Annotated in this window: 25 protein-coding genes; 16 read left to right on the top strand and 9 right to left on the bottom strand. The window is 49.2% G+C overall.

Features of this window, described 5'->3' with window-relative positions:
* Positions 1 to 167: 167 nt before the first annotated feature.
* The 6 genes from RRV97_RS03980 (at position 168) to RRV97_RS03955 (ending at position 5,518) form a co-directional block, all read left to right on the top strand.
* Positions 168 to 1,127: an acetyl-CoA carboxylase carboxyltransferase subunit alpha gene (locus RRV97_RS03980; RefSeq protein WP_315612047.1), complete on the top strand. Its 960-nt coding sequence runs from the start codon at positions 168 to 170 to the stop codon at positions 1,125 to 1,127.
* 88 nt (positions 1,128 to 1,215) lie between these two features.
* Positions 1,216 to 2,550, top strand: coding sequence for a tRNA lysidine(34) synthetase TilS (gene tilS / locus RRV97_RS03975; RefSeq protein ID WP_315612046.1), 1,335 nt, complete (start codon positions 1,216 to 1,218; stop codon positions 2,548 to 2,550).
* A 210-nt stretch (positions 2,551 to 2,760) separates the two neighbouring features.
* Positions 2,761 to 3,360 (top strand): RNA polymerase sigma factor RpoE, encoded by a 600-nt coding sequence (rpoE, locus tag RRV97_RS03970; protein WP_004519728.1) that lies wholly within the window; start codon positions 2,761 to 2,763, stop codon positions 3,358 to 3,360.
* 5 nt (positions 3,361 to 3,365) lie between these two features.
* Positions 3,366 to 3,914, top strand: a complete 549-nt coding sequence (locus RRV97_RS03965; protein ID WP_315612045.1) for a sigma-E factor negative regulatory protein — start codon at positions 3,366 to 3,368, stop codon at positions 3,912 to 3,914.
* Positions 3,915 to 4,032: 118 nt separating this feature from the next.
* Entirely contained in the window at positions 4,033 to 4,824 is a 792-nt protein-coding gene (locus tag RRV97_RS03960; RefSeq protein ID WP_315612044.1) for an RNA methyltransferase, read from the top strand.
* Positions 4,825 to 4,858: 34 nt separating this feature from the next.
* Complete coding sequence (locus tag RRV97_RS03955) at positions 4,859 to 5,518, top strand: YecA family protein (RefSeq protein WP_315612043.1); 660 nt, start codon at positions 4,859 to 4,861, stop codon at positions 5,516 to 5,518.
* 61 nt (positions 5,519 to 5,579) lie between these two features.
* On the opposite strand, the gene RRV97_RS03950 is transcribed toward RRV97_RS03955, so the two are convergent.
* The 4 genes from RRV97_RS03950 to RRV97_RS03935 form a co-directional block, all read right to left on the bottom strand.
* Positions 5,580 to 6,068 carry a DUF456 domain-containing protein gene (locus RRV97_RS03950; RefSeq protein ID WP_063075298.1) on the bottom strand — a complete coding sequence of 163 codons (489 nt, stop codon included), beginning with the start codon at positions 6,066 to 6,068 and terminating at the stop codon, positions 5,580 to 5,582.
* Positions 6,069 to 6,211: 143 nt separating this feature from the next.
* Positions 6,212 to 7,447: an MFS transporter gene (locus RRV97_RS03945; RefSeq protein ID WP_315612042.1), complete on the bottom strand. Its 1,236-nt coding sequence runs from the start codon at positions 7,445 to 7,447 to the stop codon at positions 6,212 to 6,214.
* 100 nt (positions 7,448 to 7,547) lie between these two features.
* The gene (locus RRV97_RS03940; protein WP_188213938.1) at positions 7,548 to 7,946 is read right to left on the bottom strand and encodes an extensin; all 399 of its coding nucleotides are present in this window, start codon (positions 7,944 to 7,946) and stop codon (positions 7,548 to 7,550) included.
* A 95-nt stretch (positions 7,947 to 8,041) separates the two neighbouring features.
* Positions 8,042 to 10,087 (bottom strand): TonB-dependent receptor, encoded by a 2,046-nt coding sequence (locus RRV97_RS03935; RefSeq protein ID WP_315612041.1) that lies wholly within the window; start codon positions 10,085 to 10,087, stop codon positions 8,042 to 8,044.
* Between the two features lie 550 nt (positions 10,088 to 10,637).
* On the opposite strand from RRV97_RS03935, the gene RRV97_RS03930 reads away from it, so the two are divergent.
* A complete protein-coding gene (locus tag RRV97_RS03930) occupies positions 10,638 to 11,258 on the top strand; it encodes a helix-turn-helix domain-containing protein (RefSeq protein WP_315612040.1) in 621 nt (206 codons plus the stop codon).
* 91 nt (positions 11,259 to 11,349) lie between these two features.
* On the opposite strand, the gene ttcA is transcribed toward RRV97_RS03930, so the two are convergent.
* Both ttcA and RRV97_RS03920 read right to left on the bottom strand, forming a co-directional pair.
* Entirely contained in the window at positions 11,350 to 12,309 is a 960-nt protein-coding gene (gene ttcA, locus RRV97_RS03925; RefSeq protein ID WP_003746908.1) for a tRNA 2-thiocytidine(32) synthetase TtcA, read from the bottom strand.
* Positions 12,310 to 12,437: 128 nt separating this feature from the next.
* The gene (locus RRV97_RS03920) at positions 12,438 to 12,791 is read right to left on the bottom strand and encodes a RidA family protein (protein WP_315612039.1); all 354 of its coding nucleotides are present in this window, start codon (positions 12,789 to 12,791) and stop codon (positions 12,438 to 12,440) included.
* Between the two features lie 98 nt (positions 12,792 to 12,889).
* On the opposite strand from RRV97_RS03920, the gene ybaK reads away from it, so the two are divergent.
* The 6 genes from ybaK (at position 12,890) to RRV97_RS03890 (ending at position 17,982) form a co-directional block, all read left to right on the top strand.
* A complete protein-coding gene (gene ybaK, locus RRV97_RS03915) occupies positions 12,890 to 13,375 on the top strand; it encodes a Cys-tRNA(Pro) deacylase (protein ID WP_004519716.1) in 486 nt (161 codons plus the stop codon).
* Between the two features lie 15 nt (positions 13,376 to 13,390).
* The gene (locus RRV97_RS03910) at positions 13,391 to 13,978 is read left to right on the top strand and encodes a DnaJ domain-containing protein (RefSeq protein WP_070814034.1); all 588 of its coding nucleotides are present in this window, start codon (positions 13,391 to 13,393) and stop codon (positions 13,976 to 13,978) included.
* A gap of 3 nt (positions 13,979 to 13,981) precedes the next feature.
* A complete protein-coding gene (locus RRV97_RS03905) occupies positions 13,982 to 14,854 on the top strand; it encodes a DMT family transporter (protein WP_315612037.1) in 873 nt (290 codons plus the stop codon).
* Positions 14,855 to 15,013: 159 nt separating this feature from the next.
* Positions 15,014 to 15,724: a DUF6973 domain-containing protein gene (locus RRV97_RS03900; protein ID WP_295697437.1), complete on the top strand. Its 711-nt coding sequence runs from the start codon at positions 15,014 to 15,016 to the stop codon at positions 15,722 to 15,724.
* Positions 15,725 to 15,756: 32 nt separating this feature from the next.
* Positions 15,757 to 16,758 carry a porphobilinogen synthase gene (hemB, locus tag RRV97_RS03895; RefSeq protein WP_039863499.1) on the top strand — a complete coding sequence of 334 codons (1,002 nt, stop codon included), beginning with the start codon at positions 15,757 to 15,759 and terminating at the stop codon, positions 16,756 to 16,758.
* 216 nt (positions 16,759 to 16,974) lie between these two features.
* Entirely contained in the window at positions 16,975 to 17,982 is a 1,008-nt protein-coding gene (locus RRV97_RS03890; protein WP_315612036.1) for an IS5 family transposase, read from the top strand.
* 207 nt (positions 17,983 to 18,189) lie between these two features.
* Here the strand turns inward: RRV97_RS03890 and lipA are convergent, their stop codons facing one another.
* The 3 genes from lipA to RRV97_RS03875 all read right to left on the bottom strand — a co-directional run bounded on the left by lipA (position 18,190) and on the right by RRV97_RS03875 (position 20,179).
* On the bottom strand, positions 18,190 to 19,173 hold the full coding sequence (lipA, locus tag RRV97_RS03885; protein ID WP_070460755.1) for a lipoyl synthase: 984 nt from the start codon (positions 19,171 to 19,173) through the stop codon (positions 18,190 to 18,192).
* Between the two features lie 128 nt (positions 19,174 to 19,301).
* Positions 19,302 to 19,904: a lipoyl(octanoyl) transferase LipB gene (gene lipB, locus RRV97_RS03880; protein ID WP_036490755.1), complete on the bottom strand. Its 603-nt coding sequence runs from the start codon at positions 19,902 to 19,904 to the stop codon at positions 19,302 to 19,304.
* On the bottom strand, positions 19,904 to 20,179 hold the full coding sequence (locus tag RRV97_RS03875; protein WP_003746890.1) for a YbeD family protein: 276 nt from the start codon (positions 20,177 to 20,179) through the stop codon (positions 19,904 to 19,906). Before RRV97_RS03875 ends, lipB begins: the two co-directional genes overlap by 1 nt.
* Before the next feature lie 213 nt (positions 20,180 to 20,392).
* Here RRV97_RS03875 and lon point away from each other — a divergent pair, with 213 nt between their 5' ends.
* The 3 genes from lon to RRV97_RS03860 all read left to right on the top strand — a co-directional run bounded on the left by lon (position 20,393) and on the right by RRV97_RS03860 (position 23,929).
* Positions 20,393 to 22,852, top strand: a complete 2,460-nt coding sequence (gene lon / locus RRV97_RS03870) for an endopeptidase La (RefSeq protein WP_188213947.1) — start codon at positions 20,393 to 20,395, stop codon at positions 22,850 to 22,852.
* Positions 22,853 to 23,038: 186 nt separating this feature from the next.
* Positions 23,039 to 23,308 (top strand): HU family DNA-binding protein, encoded by a 270-nt coding sequence (locus RRV97_RS03865; RefSeq protein WP_003683413.1) that lies wholly within the window; start codon positions 23,039 to 23,041, stop codon positions 23,306 to 23,308.
* Positions 23,309 to 23,659: 351 nt separating this feature from the next.
* On the top strand, positions 23,660 to 23,929 hold the full coding sequence (locus RRV97_RS03860) for a ferrous iron transport protein A (protein ID WP_222571242.1): 270 nt from the start codon (positions 23,660 to 23,662) through the stop codon (positions 23,927 to 23,929).
* Positions 23,930 to 23,946 lie beyond the last annotated feature (17 nt).

Here is a 23,946-nt window from a genome sequence, read left to right as displayed (position 1 = left end):
TCATAAGATACGGCACTCCATGAGTTTAGTGCAGATATACTATTTCTTTGTTAAAGGCCGTCTGAAAGTTTTTTATTGCAAAAGATGGCAGTTTCCGTTTGAGAAATGCTGTCAAATACGTCTGATTAGCGTATCATGTCAGCAACCATTACCGAGAGCTTCGTTTTATGAAACCCGTTTTTTTGGACTTTGAACAACCCATCGCCGAATTAACCAATAAAATCGACGAGTTGCGATTCGTACAAGATGAATCTGCCGTCGATATTTCCGACGAGATTGCCAGACTGCAAAAGAAAAGCAACGAGTTGACCAAGTCAATTTTCAGCAAGCTGACTCCGGCTCAAATTTCACAAGTGTCCCGCCATCCGCAGCGTCCTTATACTTTGGACTACATCAACGGTATTTTTACCGATTTTGAAGAGTTGCACGGCGACCGCCATTATTCTGACGATCATGCCATTATCGGCGGTTTGGCACGTTTCAACGACCAAAGCGTGATGGTCATCGGCCATCAAAAAGGCCGTGATACCAAAGAAAAAATCCGCCGCAATTTCGGTATGCCGCGTCCCGAAGGTTACCGTAAAGCGTTGCGCTTGATGCAGACTGCCGAGAAATTCAATATTCCGGTCATGACCTTTGTCGATACTCCGGGTGCGTATCCGGGCATTGGCGCGGAAGAGCGCGGCCAGTCCGAAGCCATCGGCCGTAATTTGTACGAACTGACCCGCCTGCATGTACCGGTATTGTGCACCATCATCGGCGAAGGCGGTTCGGGTGGCGCGTTGGCTGTGGCTGTCGGTGACTACATCAATATGCTGCAATACTCGACCTATTCGGTAATTTCTCCTGAAGGTTGCGCCTCTATTCTTTGGAAAACTGCCGAAAAAGCAGCAGACGCCGCGCAAGCATTGGGGATTACCGCCAAACGCCTGCAAGAATTGGATCTCATCGATAAAGTCATTGACGAGCCGTTGGGCGGCGCACACCGTGATTACGAAACCACGATGAAAAACGTCAAAACCGTTTTGGAACAGCAATTAAGCGAAGCGCAAAGCATGACCATGCCTGACTTGCTTTCTCGCCGTTTCGACCGCATCATGGCTTACGGTAAATTTACCGATAAATAAGTTTGACTGCTGAAAAAGCAAGCAGATGGCGCTGCTTGCTTTTTTTGTATTCTATTTTTGAGTAATTCACAATTTCAGGCCGTCTGAAATGTCGCAACTATCCCCTGATTCCCTATTCAAAAGTTTTCAAGCAACTTTTCCTGATTTGCCGAACCATACTGTTTTTGAAGTCGGTTTGAGCGGCGGATTGGATTCCGTTGTCCTGTTGCATCTTTTGCACCGGATGCGTGAATTCCGCCGTTTTGATTTGCGTGTCGTCCATGTTCATCATGGTTTAAGCACCAATGCCGACAGTTGGGCAAAATTTTGTCAGGATTATTGTCAGCGTTTGAATGTTACCTTGCGGGTGTGCCGTGTCAATGTGGAAAAACAAGGAAAAGGTTTGGAAGCGGCGGCCAGGGCTGCCCGATATCAGGCATTTTCAGACGGCCTGAAAAAAATTATTGTTTTGGCCCACCATCGCAATGATCAAATCGAAACATTTATGCTGTCGGCCGTGCGCGGCGGCGGATTGCGCGGTATGGCGGCCATGCCGGTATGGCGTGATTTAAATGAAGAGATCCAAATCTGGCGGCCGCTTTTGGCATTTTCCCGTCAGGAATTGGCAGAGTATGCGCAACAATGGGGGCTGTCTTTTGTCAAAGACGAAAGTAACGAGGATTCTGGCTATTTACGCAATTGGATGAGAAATCAGGCCTTGCCGCAATGGCAGCAGCGAATTCCGAATTTTGAGCGGCAAATTTGTGCCAATATCCGATTATTGCAGGAAGATTTGCAGCTTTTAGATGAATTGGTTGAGTCTGAATATCAGCGCATCAGTCCGGACGGAATATTCAGTATCAGTCTGTGGCGGCAATGTACGCCGCTCTTACGCCGTCGGTTGCTTTGGTATTTTTTGCGAAAGCAAACGGAATCATTACCTTCTTATCACAGCATTGCCGATTTTGCCCGAGTATTGGAAACCGCAGAACAGGCGCAGTTGAATTTGCCAGATGGGGAACTGGTCGCATATCGAGACAATCTGTTTGTTTGTCAGGAAAGTGAGTTTCAAAAACTGCCTTGGTGTAATGGTAGGGAAGTTCGAGGCCGTCTGAAAGATATTTTGCTGGAAAACGGTTTTGTTTTATTACCGTTTAAAGGCGGTTTGCCGGAAGAGGAGTTGGAGAAGCCGGCAGTACTCCGAAATGTGGTCAAAGGTGATGTGATTTATTTGGGGGAAAGGGAAAAATCAGTCGAAAAACTATTGCAAGAGTGTCATATTGTGCCACTCGTCCGTAAATATTGGCCGATTATCCTAAGTATGGGCAACAAGTGCCTTGCTGTTGTTAATCTTCGGGTGGGAAGCGATGTTCAAATAGGGGAAGGCTATCTGCCTGTTCATGAAAAGTTGGTCAAATATATAGCAGAAAAGCAAAGAGACTAACTGTAAATTTAGTAAGTATTAGTAATTTAACTACTTGTGCTAAGTGTATATATAATAAGCAATACAGCTTATGTTAGAGCATCTGCACGAATAAACTTTTGCCATTAAATGTAATCTTATGGAACTATTTCAGAGCGTTGCTGTCTTTACTGTGCACAGCACGCTTTACTATTTTTGGGTTTAAAGCAGTAAAATGATTAAAGGGTGGGTATGAACGATCGCCAAATAGATCAAGTTTTGGTGGAGCGCGCGCAGAAAGGTGACCATAAGGCATTCGAGATGCTGATGTCCAAATATCAGCGTCGGCTAAACAGACTGATTTCCCGTTTTATTCAGGATGAGCATGAAGTGCACGATGTAACCCAAGAGGCAATGATTAGGGCTTATCGTGCGCTGGTTAATTTTCGAGGTGAGAGTGCATTTTATACATGGCTGTACCGTATCGGCATCAATACGGCAAAGAATTTCCTGACCACTTCGGGTCGTCAGTTTTTTGTCAGTTCGGAAGCAGCCAATGAGGAAGGAGATGTTCTCGATTTAACCGATCAGATTGCGGATTATCATACGCCGGAAGCTGAGATGATGAATCGGGAAATCTTGCAGACCGTCGAGGCAAGCATTGCGCAACTGCCAGACGATATGCGTCAAGCCATTACGCTTAGGGAAATGGACGGCTTGTCTTACGAAGAAATAGCTCGGGTAGTGGATTGTCCGATAGGTACAGTACGTTCGCGTATTTTCAGAGCGCGTGAACTGATTGCAAAAGATTTGCGGCCGCTGTTGGATACTTCTGAAGATCAAAGGTGGTAATAAAAATGAACGATAAAACAAATAAAGCATTGGAGTATGTGTCCGCATTGATGGACGGTGAAGCATTGACTGATGAGATGCTGGATGCCGTATTGGCAGACGAGGAAGCATTGCGCGCTTGGCATGAGTACCACATTATCGGCGACTGTATCCGTCAGGGTGCGGCTGCGAAGGTGGCTGATGAAACCATGCAAAGCAAAGCATTTACAGTGCCTCAAGCTGAGATTGCCGGCAAGCAGAAAAAATATACTCATCGCGAAGCGGCCAATAACGGCTTCTTTAAATTTTTTGCAGCCGCTGCCAGTGTGTGTGCCATTGCTGTGACGGCATGGCAATTTGCACCGCAAACTTCTCGTGAGTCTATGCCGGTTGCAGAGAAGTCTAATGTTCAGCCTGCTCAAAATATCATTCCGGTAAGCGGTACGCCTGTTGATAAAGCAGCTTCCGAGCCTGGCGAGACTGTTGTGCCAAATGCAGCAAAAGACGGCAAAATTGAAAACCGTCCTACTGTTCGCACAGAGCAAAAAAATGAGCAGCAGACTGTTGTGCAGTAAAAAATGAAATCATGCAAAACCCTTGCTTTATTGCAAGGGTTTTTTATTTTCGTAGCAAAACCGTCAGGCCGTCTGAAAGCATAGCTTCAAAGAAGTCAAAACAGTTATAATGCGCTCCATGAAACTGATTACCTCTGCTCAAAACGAACAGCTCAAACATTTATTCCGTCTTTTGACGCAGGCCAAAGCAAGGCGCGAAAGCGGTGAAACCGTATTGGAAGGCGTACATCTGCTGCAAACTTATTTGCAAAGCGGCGGTACGCCCAAACAGGTTTACCTGCCTGAAAAGAAACAGCAACATTCTGAAATTCAAGAAATTACGGCGCAGTTGGACGAAGGGCTGATTACATGGGTTGGTAACGAAGCACTGTCTAAAATCACCAGTCTGACCGATGCCGATGATGTGATGACTTGGATTGATATTCCGAAGCAAACTGGCTTGCCTTCAAACGGCGATTGCGTGGTATTGGAGCGGGTACAAGACCCCGGCAATGCAGGCACAATTTTGCGCAGCGCGGCGGCGGCAGGGGTCAGGCAAATTGTGTGCAGCAATGATTCCGTGGATATCTGGTCGCCCAAAGTGTTGCGAGCGGGGATGGGTGCACATTTTTTGCTGTCTATTTTCAGCCGAGTGGAATTATCCGCTTGGATGGAAAAGTATCAGCATCCAATTTGGGCAACAGCTTTGGGTGGCCGCAATATCGGGTTGTATGAAATGGACCTCAGTCAACCCTGCGCTTGGGTATTTGGCAATGAAGGCAGCGGCGTGAGTGAACGAATAAAAGAGAAGGCTGAAGCCTGTGTCAAAATCCCCATGTTGGGGCAAACCGAATCCTTGAATGTCGCGATGGCGGCAACGGTTTGTCTGTTTGAACAAATGCGGCAACGTATCCATGCCCAGGCCGTCTGAAAACCATAATACGATTTTATTTTAAGGAACGAAAATGCAAATACTGACTTTTGATGAAGCGGCACGCAGCCGATTGATGGAATTGCTGGATGCCAAATCCGAAGCCCACAACACCATGCGTTGTGATGAAGTTCAAGGTTTTATGATGGCTTTATTGAGCGGTCCGGATGCTTTGAATCCGACCAACTGGCTGCCTGAGATTTTGGGTGAAGAATCTTTGTTTGATGCCAAAGAGCGTACCGAAATCGAGCGTTTGGTCATGGCAATGGCCGCCGATATGCGCATGAAGCTCAATGAGAAAATCCTGCCTGATTTGTGGTTTTATGAAGATGAAGCCGGCAATCCGGATTTCTACACATGGTGTAATGCTTATCTTTACGCACTGGATATTGTGCCTACCGATTGGTTTGAAGCAGTCGATCAGGAAGAGTTTGAAGATTTGTTCTACCCGATTATGGCTTTGGGCGGTATTTATGACAATGAGGAAAATGGCGAAGTCATTTTGCATCTGAATGAAAAAGAGCTGACCCAGTTGGAATCTGATTTGCCGCATGTCCTGCTGGATATTTACTGGTATTGGCAGGCCATCATCAATAAACCGCAAACCGTACGCCGCGAAGGCGAAAAAGTGGGCCGCAACGATCCTTGCCCGTGTGGCAGCGGTAAAAAGTACAAAGCCTGCTGCGGCAAATAAACAATGAAATGAAAAGGCCGTCTGAATGTTTGAAATTCAGACGGCCTTTAATGTTTTTTGTTTAGAAGAATGAGGCTAACCAAACAAACAGGATGGTTAACGCAATGGTTAATGCGCAGCCGATTTTGGCCACGGTGCCAATGATAAAGCCGATAAACGTACCGATACCGACTTTGCCTGCCTGCCAAGTGTCTTTGCGTGCGATAAATTCGCCGATAGCCGCGCCAGTCAACGGGCCGAGCAACAAGCCGGGAATAGAGAAGAATGCGCCGACAATGCCGCCGATAAACGCGCCCCAAACCGCGGTTTTACTTGCGCCGGTATATTTTGCACCCAATGCCCCCGCCACATAGTCCATTGCAGTACCAAATACGGCAACGATGGCCAAAAAGGTCAGCGTACCCGAGCCAAACACTTGATAATCGCCGGCATAACCCAACAACCATGCGCCACCAAACATCAAACCCAATCCGGGCAAGGCAGGGTAAATCGTGCCTAAGATGCCGACGACAATGGCAATCAAGCCGAGAACGATGAGAACAGCAGTCATGAGGTTCCTTTTGAATGTAAGAGTGTAATAACGGCAGTATTATGGGCACGTTTTGTTATATTTTCATGAGGGATTGTGCAATAAAATGAAAAATTATCCGGAGGCGCACTCAATTAAAATCGATGGATAAATATCTGAGCGAATTATTGTGAGTCACATTCTGAATGATTGAATAAATTTCTATTCAAATATAAAAGCAGGCCTACCAATACGGCCAAGTACACTGCAACCCAATACGCATCTGTATAGCCGACCGCCTTTGCCAGCCGTAGGGCGGCGAAACCGGCCGCGTAACTGCCGAGCAGGACGACGGAAAATTGCAGGCTGCTGTCGAGTGCGGCGGTGGCTCGGTCGGATTTATCTATCACCAACGCCAGTATCACCGGCAGCAGCAGCGTGTAGCTCAGGCTCAGGGCGATGATTTGCACGGATGGCAGCCAAGGATGGATGTGGGTGAGCGCGTCGATGGCGGTCATGGACGCTAAAAGCGGCAGTTGCAGCGCGTAGAGCAGGAACACGAGTTTGCGGCGCGGATAATTGCGCGAAAACCAGCCCGACAGCGGCGTCACAATCAGGCAGGCAACAGGAATACCTACCGCCAAAATTCCGCCTGTCTGTTTCGGAGTGAAGCCCAAATCCGCCAGCTTGGGTACAAAAGTTGCCGCCATAAATGCATATGGTGCGGCAACGGCAAACAGCAAAACCAGCCACCGCCAGCCCGTTTCAGGCCGCCGCCAAAAGGAGACCAGCCGCGCCGCCAACGCCGTCAAACCGCCTTGCGCCATCGGACTTTCCGGCTCGCGGTAGTACAAGAGTTGCAGCAGCATCAGCAGGCTGAACGTCAGCATAAAGCCGGCCGCCGCCATCTGTCCGTATTCCTGATACAGCCACAACACCAGCGCGCCGCCGATCATCTTGCCGCCGCGCGCCGCCATCGTCTGAATCACGCCGCCGAAGCCGCGTTCGCGGTGTGGCAGGACGATGCACGACAAACCCAGCATCGCGCAGCCGTACACTGCCGACATGGCCGAGAGCAAAACGCAGCAGGCCAGAAGCAGCGGGAAGTTCTGCGTGATGTCGGTGCAGGCCATCATTCCGAATACTGCCGAAAGCCCCAGCGTCGCCGCCAGCAGCCAGCCGCGAAACCGTCCGAACCGCCCCGCCGGCCGCCGCTCCATCAGCGCGGCAAACAACACTTTCGCCGCTTCGATTCCGCCGATTAAATGTATCCAGCTCAGTTGGTTCAGGCTGTAACCGTGGTTTTTCAAAATAGCCACCAGCGCGACCAGATAAAAACCAGTCAGCGTGAATTTGTAAGTGCTGCCGCCGATAAGCAGCAGCCAGTCGCGTGAGTTTGGGGAAGTCTGATTGTCGGACATCACATGATTCTTTTGAAGATGAGGCAAATAAAGGGACAAGGCCGTCTGAACATATTGGGTGGCAATACTTGATTTGTATTTAAATAGGTTTAGTATCTTTTCAGACGGCCTTCAATGCTTCTTCTGCGCGAAGCAGGGCGGTTGTTTCATCTGCTTCGACGATGTAGTTCACGCCCAATGCAGGGCCGAGTTTGGAAGATTGTTCGCGGAAGAACGCCAGTTGCGCCGCGTCGGGTTCGATAAGGAGCATGGCGGCGCAGCGTTCGGACAGTTGCGGCCGATGTGCCTTTATCCATTCGATGTAAGTTTTGCGGTCGGCAATGCGCTGTTCATCGCTTACCTGCCGCCGCATCGGGGTGCAGACGGTGGCGAAGCGGCGGTTTTGGTTTAACAGGGTTTCGAATTCGGCCAGCCAGTCGGCGAAGTCGGCAACGTGGGTCAGGTCGGTCAGGTAGATGGTGCCTTCGGGCAGGGTTTTGGCAGGGGTGAAGTAGTGCATGGGGCTCCTTTGGGTGTTTTGGGGAATAAACGGTAGGTCGGGCATAAATGTCCGACCTATGTTTTTTCAGACGGTCTCCATCATTTCAGCTTCGTCTAAAACTTCCATTCCGCGCTCAAACCTACGCTTCTGGGGCGTTGGTAGAGTGCGTCTTGACGGTCGGCGCTGGAAATGAATATGGGTCGGCGGCGGTTGAATACGTTGTTGGCATAGAGCGAGACGCGGCCTTGTTTGAAGTTGTAGGCGGTGTAGAGGTTGACTTGGTTGTATGCGCCGATTTTGCCTGATTCGGCATTATCGGCGGCGGAGTAGTAGCCGCCGTAGAAGCGCACGTCGCCGCCGGCTTCCCAGCCTTTGTCGTTCAGGTATTTCACGCCGATGTTAGCGGTGTATTTGGGCGCGCGGCCGAGTTTGTTGCCTTCGATGCCGCTGTCGGGATAGCTTTTGATTTTGGTGTTGAGCAGCCCCAGTCCGGTGGTGAGTTTCAGGCTGTCGGTCGCCTGCCAGTCGGCGGCGAGTTCCGCGCCGTAGGTGTGGACTTTTTTGGCGTTGCGGATGACGACGGAGTTGGTGCCGAGATAGAAGGGGAGCTGCATGTCGCGGTAGTGGTTCAGGAACAGGTTGCCGGAGAGTTGCAGGCGGCGGTCTGCGCTACGCCAGCGGGTGTACCACTCGTAGTTGTTCACATATTCGGGTTCATAGGTGTAGGTTACGACGGGGCGGCCGAAGGTGATGCCCGCGCCGCCGGGGTTGTAGCCGCGCGCGGCTTTGATACCGCTGACCCATTGGTCGGTGGGTTTGAAGGCGATGTCGATTTTGGGCAGGAAGACGGTCTGGCCTTTGTCTAAATCGAGGTGCAGCGCGCCGCTGCCGCCGCTTCGTTTGTGCGTTTCTTTTTCAATGCGGGCGGCGGCTGTGATGTCCCATTTTTCGCCGGGGCTGTATGTGGTTTCGGCAAACAGGGCGCGTACGCTGTTGCGGTCGTCAAAGGTGTTGCAGCCGCCGACGCTGCGGATATCTACCCATTCGTCTTGTTTGCTGCGGAAGTAGTGCAGTCCGGCAAGGCCTTTCAGACGGCCTTTGTTGGAAAAATGCAATACCGGCTCCCATTGCAGTTCGCGGCCTTTGAGTTCTGCGGGCACGCCTTGCGGGCTGACGGTCATCGGCAGGTGCAGCCGCTCGTTGTGGTAGCGGCCGTAAACCAGTTTGTTTTCCAGTTTCAGATAGTCGTTAAGCTGCCACGATACGTCCCAGATGCTCGATGTCGAGCCGGTTACGAACACGGGCTTTTCTTTTAAAAAACGGCGGCTGGCGGTGTTGCCCATAATTTCGTTTTGCGGCGCACGCGAACGGATGTGGTTCAGCGTCAGGCGGCTGTAAAAATCGGGATGGTTTTCGGGCGTGAGCAGAAGTTTGAAGCGCACGTTGGTGTTTTCCACGCGGCGCGGGTTGCCGGTCGGCTCATAGGACACGAATGGCTCGTAACTTTCGCGCTGCTGCCGCTCCGCGCTCAATCTGAAGGCAAGGTTGTTTTTCACAATCGGGCCGGACACTACGCCGGCGATGTTGCGCGTTTTCTGATTGCCCAAACCCAAGCGCAGCGCGCCTTCCCATTCGTCGGTCGGATCTTTGGAACGCATCACCACCGCGCCCGCCACCGCGTTCTGCCCACGCACATGGCTTTGCGGCCCGCGCAAGACTTCCACCTGCTGCATGTCCCACAGCGACTGCGTGCCGAAGGCGTATTCGTTGTAAGTGGCGGAGCGGCCGTCTATGGACAGGTTCAGGCGCGGCCGCGTACCTGCGAAAAACGCCACCGCACCGACGGCGGGACCGGAGCCGTCCACGCCGCGCACGGTCGGCAAATCGTTGCCGCTGCCCAAGTCCACTGTGTTCACGGTCTGTTTGAGCAGGTCGGTTGCGGAAAGGTTGTGGCCGCTGCGGTCAATGTTCGGCGTGGTGAAAACGCGGTTGGACGTGGCGGTTTCAAAGCCGCTGCGGTTGGTGCGTTCTCCGGTGACGACGACTTCTTCCAACTGCACTTGTTCCGCGTCTTGCGCCGCATCAGCGGCATAAATCCATTCGGAAGCAAAGGCGGCGGCAAGCAGTAGCGGCAGGCGGCGGAGGGCGGGTTTCTGCATTTCTTTATCCTTTCAGACGGCATAGGTCGGGGCGGATTGAACATCAGGCAATCCAATTGTTCCTTCATTATGCAAATATTTGTGTTTACACATTTACATAAAACAAACTATTAATGTAAAGTATAAGAAATAAGAAACCGGAATGCAAGTGTTTATCATTCACTTTACTTCCCCCCTTATCTTGTGAATCGTCCAAAAAATCCCTCTCCTATTTGACAGGAGAAGGTTGGAGGAGGGAGATTCTGTAATCTTCATGAATTTGGCCTGCTAAGCTTCCGATAGCTCTCATCCGTAGGGCAGAGCGGAGGATAAGGAAAGAGGCCGTCTGAAACCCCGCCGTATTGCCATTGCAGCCGTGGGGAAATATAGTGGATTAACAAAAATCAGGACAAGGCGACGAAGCCGCAGACAGTACAGATAGTACGGAACCGATTCACTTGGTGCTTCAGCACCTTAGAGAATCGTTCTCTTTGAGCTAAGGTGAGGCAACGCCGTACTGGTTTAAAGTTAATCCACTATATGATGAGTATCCGACTTGCGGATAACTTTAATGAAAACCCTTTATGAACAAAATCAAAACCTTTCTACCGTCATGACCGCCAGCAAACAACAAACCATCGCCGACACCGCCCGCCGCCTGTTCCGCGAACACGGCTTTTCCGCCGTATCCGTGGGCGGCATCTGCACCGAGGCCGCCGTCAGCCGCGTTACCTTTTACAAGCATTACAGCGGCAAAAACGCGCTCTTGCAGGAAATTGTTACCGAGCAGAAGAACCGCGTCCGTGCCGAATTTGAGGCGCTGCTTGCACGGCAATGCAGCCTGCGCGAAGCCGCTGAGGCTGTGTTTTCCCTGCAAAAACAATCGTTTGAAGAACTTTATTCCGCCGCCTTCCTGCGCGACATTGAAGAGAATACCGATTTGGAGCTGGAGCGGTTTTTCCACGAATTGAACGAAGAAAAATACGCCTTTATGCGCGGTTTCTTCCACACTCTGCAACAACGCCGCCTGATTCAGCCCGATTTGCCGGTGGAACTCATCGACCTGTTCATCCGACAGGCGGATATATTGATGCGCCACCCGCAACTAGCCGCGCTTTATGCCGCTGCGCCGCAAAAGCTGCCGCAAGACGTATTGGGATTGCTGCTGCACGGTTTGTCAGGGAAAGAATAGATAAAAAAGAATAGAAAAAATTTCAAATTTGAATATTCAGACGGCCTTTCGGTAAATAGCTACCGAAAGGCCGTCTGAATATTAAATGGAATTATAAACCGCAGGTTTTAGGTTTGTTTGCCAGAATATTGATGACTTTGCGTTCGGCTTTTTGCGGCTCGATTTTGATTTCGCTTTCGTCTTCTTCGCTGCCGTCGGAGAAACGTTCCGGCATTTTTTCGCTGTCAAACGCCAAGTCGCCACCATGTTTCAGGTTTTGACCGCGTTCCAAGCCGACAAAGTCGAAGAGTTCGGTATCGGCCAAATGCGATGGAACGACGTTTTGCAGGGCGGAGAACATCGATTCGATACGGCCGGGGAAGCGTTTGTCCCAATCGCGCAGCATATCGCCGATGACTTGGCGTTGCAGGTTGGGCTGCGAGCCGCAGAGGTTGCACGGGATAATCGGAAATTGTTTCAGCTCGGCATATTTGATCAAGTCCTTCTCTTTGACATATGCGAGAGGACGGATGACGATGTGTTCGCCGTTGTCGCTGACCAGTTTGGGCGGCATGGCTTTGAGTTTGCCGCCGTAAAACATATTCAGGAACATGGTGGCAAGGATGTCGTCGCGGTGGTGTCCCAAGGCGATTTTGGTGCAGCCCAATTCTTTTGCAGTGCGGTAGAGGATACCGCGGCGCAGGCGGCTGCACAGCGAACAAGTCGTTTTGCCTTCGTCCAACACGCGTTTAACGGTGGAGTAGGTGTCTTCTTCGACGATTTTGTACGGCACGCCGATGCTTTCGAGATAGGTCGGCAATACTTCTTCGGGGAAACCCGGCTGCTTTTGGTCAAGATTGACGGCAACCAGCTCGAAATCAATCGGCGCGCTGGCTTGAAGCTGGCGCAGAATGTCTAACAGGGCGTAGCTGTCTTTGCCGCCGGAGAGGCAGACCATGATTTTGTCGCCCGGCTCAATCATGTTGAAATCGTTAATCGCGTCGCCGACGGCGTGGCGCAGGCGTTTGCTGAGTTTGTTGTTTTCTAATTCTTGCTTGGTTTTTTTGGACATGGCTGTTTGTGCTTTGAAATAATAGAAAAATTTAAGGGCGGTATTGTACCGCAAAAGAATAAAGGCCGTCTGAAAAACTGCGCTTGCTTGGTCAATGCGGCATTTTCAGACGGCCTGATATTTGCGCTTTATTTGATTTGAAGGGCGGTAATTTTGATTTCAACCTTCCAGTCGGGTGAGGCCAGTTTTGCTTCCACGCAGGCGCGGGCCGGGGCGCGTTCGGGCGCTGTCCATGCGTCCCAGGCTTCGTTCATGGCGGCGTAGTCGTTCATATCGGGCAGATAGATGGTGGCTTCTAAAATGTGGGCTTTGTCGGATTGGCATTGGGCGAGCCATGAATCGATTTGTGCCAAAACATTTTCAGTTTGCGCTTTGGTATCGGCTTCAGGATTTTCGGGAACCATGCCGGAGAGGAAAACCAAGCCGTTGGCCACGACGGCTTCCGAATAGCGTTTGCTTGTGCCAAGATAGCGGATGTCCATGTTGTCTCCTGATTTCAAAAAGAAGGTATGGTAACATTGCAGTTGTTTACGTTCCACATTTAAGAGGGGCCGTCAGAAAAGGGTGGCGCAAAACAACCATGAGTAAAGCAGAATATCCGGTTACGCAGGCAGTGCGCTTTTTACGCAGTAAGAAAATCGATTTTGTCCCTTATGTTTATGCGTATGAAGAACATGGCGGTACGGCGCGTTTTGCCGAATGTACGGGCAAACCTGAGCATCAAGTCATCAAAACAATCGTCCTGCAGGATGAACACAAAAAAGGCTTGGTTGTGTTAATGCACGGCGACAAACATATTTCCACCCGCAATCTGGCACGCGAACTGGGCTTGAAACACATCGAGCCGGCAACGGCGGATCAGGCGGCGAAATGGACGGGCTATTTGGTCGGTGGGACATCGCCGTTCGGTATGAAAACCGCGTTGCCGGTTTATGTGGAAGAAAGTATTTGGGCTTTGGACGAGATTTTTATCAATGGCGGCAAACGCGGGTTTATCGTGGGCATGAAACCTGAAAACCTGCGTACGCTCAATCCGCAAGATGTTCATGTTGCAGTGGATGCATAAAGGATAGGAATAAAGATGGAACAATTAAATTTATACGAAATCTTGGGTGTGTCTCAGGATGCTGATATCAACGTTATCCGCGAGGCTTATGGAAAATTGGTGGCCAATCCGGATATTCAGAAAGATGCGGAGCGGTTTAAAGCCATCGGGCAGGCGTTTGAAGTATTGTCTCATCCGGAAAAACGTTTGGCTTATGATGCGGCTATGCAGTACGAGCGTCAGGAAACCAATACCAACAACTTCACTGATATGGCGACAAATGTGGTCAACACGCCCAGCTCTGACGTGAAAAACTATGTTTTTATCGCTTATGTTACATACGCTGTGGGCTTGTTGATTTTGTTTACCCCCGTTGTCGGTGTGATTATGGCGTATGTTAAACGCGATGAGGCTCAAGGTACCATTTACGCCAGCCATATCGATTATTTGATTAAGACATTTTGGGTGTCTTTGGTGGGTACGGTTTTGGGAACTTTTACTACACTTATCTTAATTGGTTGGCTGATTCTGTTGGTGACTGCCATTTGGTTTATTTACCGTGTAGTCATCGGACTGATTAAACTGAATGAAGATAAGCCTGTGCCTACTCAAGGATGGTTCTAAAGCATGGCATATTTATTGGCAAGTATCGTTTGCAGTGTGTTGGTTTCCGTATTGCTGAAAGTGGCGCGCAAGCAAAAAATCAATATTGAGCAGGCGGTGGCGGTGAACTACATCGTTGCCGTCACTTTGACCATGCTGGTGTTAAAACCCGATTTGAGCAATCCGCAGGTATTTTTGCCGACTTGGTGGCTTTTTGCGGCCTTGGGCATATTGCTGCCAACCGTGTTTGTCATTATGGGCAAATCCGTAGATGCGGCAGGTATCGTCAAATCGGATGCGGCACAGCGCTTATCGCTGTTTTTGCCCATTATCGCTTCATTCACGCTTTTTCATGAACAACTGACCGAAGGCCGTCTGATTGGTTTGGTATTGGCATTTACAGCATTGTTTTTCTTGCTTTGGAAAAACGATGGCGGTAAGAAATCCGGCGGTTTCGGCACGCAAGTGATGCTGCTTTTGGGCGTTTGGTGTGGCTACGGCATCATTGATATTCTGTTCAAACAAGTGGCGAAAAGCGGTACCGCGTTTGCCGGTAATTTGCTGGTAGCATTTTGTTTGGCCGGTATCTTGATGTTTGGCTACCTGTTTGCCAAAGGAAGCAAATGGACCAAAGAGGGTATAGTGGGTGGTATGATTTTGGGTTGCCTGAATTTTTTGAATATTGTTACCTACATCTCGGCACACCAAATCATGAAGGATAATCCGACCTTGGTGTTTGCCGGTATGAACATCGGCGTAATTGTTTTGGGTACGCTGATTGGTGCGGCAATGTTTAAAGAAAAAATCAGCAGCATTAATGCAGCCGGTATCAGTATTGCTATTTGCTCGATAGCCTGTCTGTTTTATTGGCCGCAAATTCGAAGCTTTGTAGGTTAAAAATACTTATGCCGTCTGAAAATTTTCAGACGGCCTTATTTTTATTATAAAATAGCCATTCATGCGCCGATTTGGCCGTATGGGAATTATTTTGCGCTTACGGGCGTTTCTATGTTAAACAATAAGTTGAACTCACACAATAATATCGATAGTTACATCATGAAACATATTAAAAAACACATTCAATGCGCCGTTCTCGGCATGCTGGTATTGTCCGGTTGCCAATCGTATCAGGAAGATCAAAGCCGCCGCAGTAAAATGGCACAATTTGCACTTAACCATCCCGTAGCCGCCCAAGTCATCGGGATGGAGGATGAAGGCTTAATCAATATGACCAGTAATGCCACACGCTTTGCCGAGCGTACAGGTTTGGATGACAAAGCAAACGGCGACAGCAGGGGAACACAGGTCAATGCCGTACGCCAAGCATTATGGCAGGCGGCGATTGCTTCTAAATTCGACAGCATTATTGCCGAAAAAGCAGGTAATGCGCGTCTGACGGATATGGAGTTGCGAGAAGGTAAAGACGACTACTTCAGCCGCTACCTTGCCGACCAGGCAGTCGATCAACGTAACAACCGTATTGGCCGCAGTATCGGCAGTGCCAAACCCGACAGCGATATGAAGACGCTGGCGGCAAGCATTTTGTTCTATTACAACAAAGTAGGCTTGTGGACGGCTTCCGAAGTGAACAACCGTTGGCACATCAAACAGGAAAAACTTTCAGACGGCCAATATGCCGAAGCATTGAAAAATATCGCCAAATTGGATCAAAACGGTATGACCGAGCAGGAACGTAATAGTTATAAAACCGGTACGCTCAGCGAAATCAAACGTTCGGTCAAAGCCATACGTCAAGTCGAAGACTGATTTTAAGACTTCATTATTGAAAGGCAATTGTTATGAATTTCCCTCCGCGTTATGTCTCAAACACCCGTATGCGCCGTATGCGTAAAGACGATTTTTCACGCCGTCTGATGCGCGAGCATACTTTGACGGCAGATGATTTAATCTATCCGGTTTTTGTATTGGAAGGTCAGAACCAGGAAGAGGCAGTGCCGTCTATGCCCGGCGTCAAACGCCAAAGTTTGGATAAATTGTTGTTTACCGCTGAAGAAGCACTGAATCTCGGTATTCCTATGCTGGCTTTGTTTCCCGTGGTAACGCAAAACAAAACCGAATTTGCGGAGGAGGCTTATAACCCGGAAGGCTTGGTACCGACAGTAGTGCGAACCCTGCGCGAGAAATTCCCAGAGCTGGGGATTATGACCGACGTTGCCTTGGACCCCTATACCATTCACGGCCAAGACGGTTTAACCGATGAAAATGGCTATGTCCTCAACGATGAAACCATTGAAGTTTTGGTAAAACAGGCTTTGTGTCATGCCGATGCAGGCGCACAAGTCATTGCCCCATCAGACATGATGGACGGACGTATTCTTGCCATCCGTGAAGCCTTGGAAGATGCCGGACATATCCATACACGCATTATGGCGTATTCGGCAAAATATGCTTCAGCATTCTACGGCCCGTTCCGCGATGCTGTCGGCAGCTCCGGCAATTTGGGTAAGGCAGACAAGAAAACCTACCAAATGGACCCTGCAAACACTAACGAAGCCTTGCACGAAGTCGCATTGGATATTCAAGAGGGTGCAGATATGGTCATGGTAAAACCGGGTTTGCCGTATCTGGATGTCGTCCGCCGAGTCAAAGACGAGTTTGGCGTACCGACTTATGCTTACCAAGTTTCCGGTGAATATGCCATGCTTCAGGCTGCCATTCAAAACGGCTGGTTGGATGGTGAGAAAACCATTTTGGAAAGCCTATTGGCATTCAAACGTGCCGGCGCTGATGGTATTTTGACTTACTATGCGATTGAAGCGGCAAAATTGTTGAAGAAGTAAAATAAAGAAATAAATTAAAAAGCGGCAAACAGTGTTTATCCTGTTTTGCCGCTTTTCTGTATTACTTAAGATTGGCTTAATAGAGCCCAACTAAGGTTTATACTTTGAAAATCTAAAAAATTTTGTATAGTAAGTTATGATCAAACAAAGGCCGAGACCTTTGCAAAATTCCTCAAAATCCCCTAAATTCCCACAAAGACATTTAGGGGATTTTTCATGAGTACCTTCTTCCAGCAAACCGCACAAGCCATGATTGCCAAACACATCGACCGCTTCCCGCTATTGAAGTTGGATCAGGTGATTGATTGGCAACCGATCGAACAATACCTGAATCGTCAAAAAATCCGTTACCTCCGAGACCACCGCGGCCGTCCCGCCTATCCCCTGTTGTCCATGTTCAAAGCCGTCCTGCTCGGACAATGGCACAGCCTCTCCGATCCCGAACTCGAACACAGCCTCATCACCCGCATCGATTTCAACCTGTTTTGCCGTTTTGACGAACTGAGCATCCCCGATTACAGCACCTTATGCCGCTACCGCAACTGGCTGGCGCAAGACAACACCCTGTCCGAACTACTGGAACTGATCAACCGCCAACTGACCGAAAAAGGCCTAAAAATAGAGAAAGCATCCGCCGCCGTCGTTGATGCCACTATTATTCAGACCGCCGGCAGCAAACAGCGCCAGGCCATAGAAGTCGACGAGGAAGGACAAGTCAGCGGCCAAGCCACACCGAGTAAAGACAGCGATGCCCGTTGGATAAAGAAAAACGGCCTCTACAAACTCGGTTACAAACAACATACCCGTACCGATGCGGAAGGCTATATCGAGAAACTGCACATCACCCCCGCCAATGCCCATGAGTGCAAACACCTGTCGCCTTTGTTGGAAGGTCTGCCCAAAGGTACGACCGTCTATGCCGATAAAGGCTATGACAGTGAGGAAAACCGGCAACATCTGGAAGAGCATCGGTTACAGGACGGCATTATGCGCAAAGCCCACCGCAACCGTCCGCTGACGGAAGCGCAAACCAAACGTAACCGATATTTGTCGAAGACCCGTTATGTGGTCGAACAAAGCTTCGGTACGCTGCACCGTAAATTCCGCTATGCGCGGGCAGCCTATTTCGGGCTGATCAAAGTGAGTGCGCAAAGCCATCTGAAGGCGATGTGTTTGAACCTGTTGAAAGCCGCCAACAGGCTAAACGTGCCTGTTGCCGCCTAAAAGGCGGCCCGGATGCCTGATTAATCAGGTATCCAAGGGGGATTAAGGGGGGATTTGAGTAGAAGCAGTGCATATTTGAAACAAAAACAGCCGAAAATCTTTGTTTGGATCTCGGCTGTCGGAAGGAAAGGAATTTTGCAAAGGTCTCAGGCCGTCTGAAAAAAACAGTCTTCTGATTTTTCAGACGGCCTTATATGATTTAAACCATCAGTGGTGGCTGCAACCGCCGTGGGTTTCACGCAATGCTTCGGCTGCTTGTTCGTCTGCGTGGTAGCTGGAGCGGACCATTGCGCCGATGGCGGCATTGGTAAAGCCCAATTCGTATGCTTCTTTTTCAAAAACTTTGAATTGGTCGGGCGTTACATAGCGCAAGACGGGCAGGTGGCCGTCTGAAGGTTGCAGATATTGGCCGATGGTAATCATCTCGATATTGTTGGCACGCATATCGCGCATGATTTCGCGCACGTCCTCGTCTGTTTCGCCCAAGCCGACCATGATGCCGGATTTGGTCGGGATATGGGGCATCATTTCTTTGTAGCGACGCAAAAGCTCGAGGGAATGTTGGTAGTTGGCACCCGGACGGGCTTTTTTATACAGGCTTGGATGGGTTTCCAAGTTGTGGTTCATTACGTCAGGCGGTGTTTCTGCCAAGATTTCCAGTGCTATGTCCAGACGGCCGCGGAAATCAGGAACAAGGATTTCGATTTTGGTATTCGGGCTGGTTTCGCGGATGGCTTTGATGCAGTCGGCGAAGTGTTGTGCGCCGCCATCGCGCAAATCGTCGCGGTCGACAGATGTAATGACGACATAGCGCAGGTTCATGGCTTTGACGGATTCGGCCAAGTGCTTAGGCTCATCAGGATCCAGCATATTCGGGCGGCCGTGGCCAACGTCGCAGAATGGGCAGCGGCGGGTACAAATATCGCCCATAATCATGAATGTGGCCGTACCCTTGGTAAAGCATTCGCTGATATTGGGACAAGATGCTTCTTCGCACACGGTATGCATTTTTTGTTCGCGAAGAATGTTTTTGATTTCAAAGAATTTCTTGCCCGGCAATTTGGCGCGGATCCATTCGGGCTTTTTCAATTTTTGTTCCAATGGAACCACTTTAATCGGAATGCGTGCAGTTTTGTCTGCACCTTTCAGTTTGATGCCGCGTTTGGGGTCGTTTTTTACTTCTTCACTCATGGTGATGTGTTCTTTCTGTCGTTATAAAGGCCGTCCGAAAAGCTTATTGCGGCCTTTATGGCCTAAGGGCTTGTGAGTTCAGAGGGCGGTTAAAAGATGGCAGTGTGACTGGATTTTTTCAGACGGCCTTATGCCAGCTCTTTTTGTAAATACTTGGTCAGCTTGTCTGCAACTTCTGCCAAACTGGGTGCCGGAGAGACATAGTCGGCAATTTGGGTCATTTCCATACCGGCATAACCACAGGGGTTGATGTGGGTAAACGGGCTTAAATCCATGTTCACGTTAAGCGCCAAACCGTGGTAAACGGAGCCGTCTTTGATACGCAGGCCGAGGGAAGCAATTTTACGCTCGCCGACATAAACGCCGGGGCGTTTGGGATCGGCGGCTGCCTCGATGCCGTATTCTGCCAAAGTGGCGATGATGCTGTTTTCAAGTGCGGAAACGATATGGCGGACGCTGGTCTTACGGCGTTTGAAATTGATCATCGTATAGACGACTAATTGGCCGGGGCCGTGATAAGTAATTTGACCGCCTCTGTCAATTTGGACAACGGGTATATCATCGCGGATGAGGAGGTGTTCGGGTTTGCCGGCCAAGCCTTGGGTAAATACGGGCGGATGTTCGACCACCCATAATTCGTCTTCGGTATTTTCGTCACGCGAGGCATTGAATGCCTTCATGGCTTCGAAAGTCGGCAGGTAATCGACCAAGCCTTTGTGCACGATTTTCATTACAACACCACTTTAACCAATTCGTGGGAAGTCAGGTCGCGGTAGATATTGTCCAACTGCTCTTGATTTTCAACATTTACATGGACAGTCGCGCCGGTATAGTTGCCTTTGCTGCTTGGGCGCGTAGTGATGTGGTGCGGCTCGGTATCGGGAGCATGTTTGCGCACGGTTTCCAAGATGGCGGATTCAAATTCCGGATGAACCGCGCCCATGACTTTTACAGGAAAGGTGCAAGGGAATTCAATTAATGATTTTTTTTCGGTTGAGTCTGTCATGGTTTACTACCTTGTTTGGTTTGCCAGGGCCGTCTGAAAAGTTTTCAGACGGCCCAAAATCCGATATATTTTATCGTAAACGTCCATATCGGGCTATTAAAAATGATGTTTTCGAAAATAGGTGCGGATAAGCTGTTTTCAAGTCTTGAAATGGAGCGCTTCAGCCCAATTTTGAGCTACATTCTGATTTAACAATGATTGAGATTATTAACTATGCCGACAAAAGACAAATATTTCGAGGAATACAGTGCGCTGGCTACTTTGCCTTTACGCGATGTCGTGGTGTATCCGCATATGGTATTGCCGCTGTTCGTCGGTCGTCCTAAATCGATTGCAGCCCTTGAGGCGGCAATGGCTAATGATGATCCGGTTTTCCTGTTGGCCCAGCTTGACCCTAATACAGAAGACCCTAAAGCTGAAGATTTGCACCAAACCGGTACGGTTGCCCAAGTTTTGCAGGTTTTGAAGCTGCCCGACGGCACCGTGAAAGTGTTGGTAGAAGGTATCCGTCGTGCGCGCGCGTTGACGGTTGACGAAACAGGCGGATTGTTTTTGTCCCATGTTGAGGCGATTGATGAAAACAGCGACAAGGACAATCCCGAAATTGAGGCCTTGCGCCGTACCTTGCTGACTCAATTTGAGCAATATGCGAAATTGAACAAAAAAATCCCTGCCGAAGTCATCAGTACCATCAGCAGTATCGATGACAACAGCCGTCTTGCCGATACGATTGCCGCGCATTTGCAGCTGAAATTGGAGCAGCGTCAATATGTGCTGGAGACTGCCGGCATTGTTGAGCGTTTGGAATTTCTGCTGGCTCAGTTGGAAGCCGAACTCGACATCATGCAGGTTGAGAAACGCATCCGTGGCCGTGTAAAACGTCAAATGGAAAAATCCCAACGCGAGTATTACTTGAATGAGCAAGTGAAAGCGATTCAGAAAGAATTGGGCGAAGAAGACGAGCGCGGCGAGCTGGACGCGTTGGAAGCAAAAATCAAAGAAGCAGGCATGAGCAAAGAGGCTGAAGAAAAATGTCTGTCTGAATTGAAAAAACTGAAAATGATGCCGCCGATGTCTGCGGAATCTACCGTCGTGCGCAACTACATCGATACTTTGCTCGAGCTGCCATGGAAGAAAAAATCCCGTGTCAGCAAAGATATTGCCAAAGCTGATTTGATTTTGAATGCCGACCACTATGGTTTGGAAAAAGTCAAAGAACGTATTTTGGAATATTTGGCCGTTCAAAAACGTATGGACAAGCTCAAAGGCCCGATTTTGTGTTTGGTCGGCCCTCCGGGGGTGGGTAAAACTTCCTTGGGCGAATCAATTGCCAAAGCCACAGGCCGTCAATATGTGCGTATGGCATTAGGCGGCGTGCGTGATGAAAGCGAAATCCGCGGCCACCGCCGTACCTATATCGGCTCTATGCCGGGCAAAATCCTGCAAAACATGGCAAAAGCGGGTGTGAAAAATCCATTGTTCCTGCTTGATGAAATCGACAAAATGGGCAGCGATTTCCGTGGCGATCCGGCCAGTGCATTGCTCGAGGTGCTCGATCCTGAGCAAAACAATAAGTTCGCCGACCATTATGCCGAAGTCGATTACGATTTGAGCGATGTGATGTTTATTGCCACTTCAAACAGCTTGAATATCCCGACTCCGCTGCTTGACCGTATGGAAATCATCCGTCTGTCCGGTTATACGGAAGATGAAAAAATCAATATTGCCATGCAATACCTTGTGCCGAAACAAATGAAGCGCAATGGTGTGAAAGAGGGTGAGTTGGTGGTTGATGAAAGTGCGGTGCGCGATATTATCCGTTACTACACCCGCGAGGCCGGCGTCCGCTCGTTGGATCGCGAGATTGCCAAAATCTGCCGTAAAGTGGTGATGCAGGTTACCTTGAATGAGGATAAGAAAAAAGCGTCCAAATCCAAAACAGCAAGCAAGGCCAAGCCTAAGGCAATTAAAGTTACCGAGAAAAATCTGCATGACTATCTAGGCGTGCGCCGTTTCGACTATGGCGTGGCCGAAAGCGAAAACCGCATCGGCCAGGTAACCGGTCTGGCTTGGACCGAAGTCGGTGGCGAGTTGTTGACCGTAGAGGCGGTTGCCTTGCCGGGCAAGGGTACAATTCAATGTACCGGCCAACTGGGCGATGTGATGAAAGAATCAGTATCGGCCGCATGGTCGGTTGTCCGTTCCCGTGCTGAATCAGTGGGTCTGGCTCCTGATTTTTACGAGAAGAAAGACATTCACGTCCATGTGCCGGAAGGTGCGACGCCGAAAGACGGTCCGAGCGCAGGTATTGCCATGACTTTGGCGATGGTTTCTGCCTTTACCAAAATTCCGGTGCGTGCTGATGTGGCGATGACCGGCGAAATCACTTTGCGTGGCGAAGTGTTGCCGATCGGCGGTTTGAAAGAAAAACTGCTGGCTGCTTTGCGCGGCGGCATCAAGCATGTATTGATTCCGAAAGACAACGTCAAAGATTTGGAAGAAATCCCTGAAAATGTTAAAACCGGTCTGACCATCCATCCGGTCAAATGGATTGATGAAGTGTTGGCTTTGGGTCTGGAAACTCAGCCTGAGCAATGGGTTGCTGAATTGACAGTTGCCGAGACCGTGCAAACTCCTAAGACAAAGTCAAGAACAAAAGCAACCAAGCATTAAGTTGGCTGTCTGATGTTGCAAAAAATGTGGTTTTGCCCTGAATGCCCCAAAAATAGGGCAATTCCACATTTTTTACTTGACATGATAATTTCAGAATTGCTATAAAGTGCGTATGTGCTTTGAAAGCGCTCAAGCCCCGAGTATTCGGGCATTTCATCATCTTTATACGATAGGAAGGGACTAATTGTGAACAAGTCTGAATTGATCGAAGCAATTGCTCAAGAAGCCGGCATTTCCAAATCTGCTGCGCAAAAAGCTTTGGATGCTACTACTAATGCCGTAACCAACGCACTGAAAAACGGCGATACTGTTACTCTGGTCGGTTTCGGTACTTTCTACGTCGGTGAACGTGCCGAACGTCAAGGCCGCAATCCTAAAACTGGCGAGCCTTTGACTATTGCTGCTGCTAAAACGCCTAAATTCCGTGCCGGTAAAGCATTGAAAGATGCTCTGTAATTGAGCGTTTTTTCCTGAATAGGAATAAAAAACCGATTCTATTCGGTTTTTTATTTTGAAGGCCGTCTGAAACTTTTCAGACGGCCTTTAGTTTATCGAGTGTATATAAAGGCTGAAACCCAAACAATCAAAGGATTTCTGCTTTTTTAATTCTCCTGCCTACATTTGATTTTTATATTAATAAGATTTATCATTAGCAAAGAAAATAACAATACTTAAAACAAACCGCACTTATTGAAAGAAGTAGCAAATAGCCACTCATATCCAACCTTTCAAATGTGCCACACATTCGTCAGCACTTCTCACATTTCTAATAATCTGATTTTTTAAAACAAATGAAAAGAGAGGCTTATGTCTACTGTTCCTTTGTCGCGCCTGAAAAAAGGCGCAGTCGTACATATTGATTCCATTGCTCCCAACCCTGTTTTTGGTGATTTGGATACCTTAGTAACCCGTCGTCTTGCGGATTTGGGTTTTTCCAGCGGAATGCCGTTGCAAGTGATTGCCGTGGGCGGCTTTGGAAGAGGGCCGTTTGCAGTGCGTTTGGGCAATCAATCCCAATTTTCCCTGCGCTTGGATGAGGCCGGGAAGATTATGTGTCGTATCATTGAAGCCGTTTGAGGCCGTCTGAAAGATAA

The organism is Neisseria sp. DTU_2021_1001991_1_SI_NGA_ILE_055, from assembly GCF_032342915.1.
Lineage (GTDB): Bacteria > Pseudomonadota > Gammaproteobacteria > Burkholderiales > Neisseriaceae > Neisseria.
Note: the sequence above shows the minus strand (reverse complement) of the source record. Positions and strands in the feature narration are given on the sequence as shown.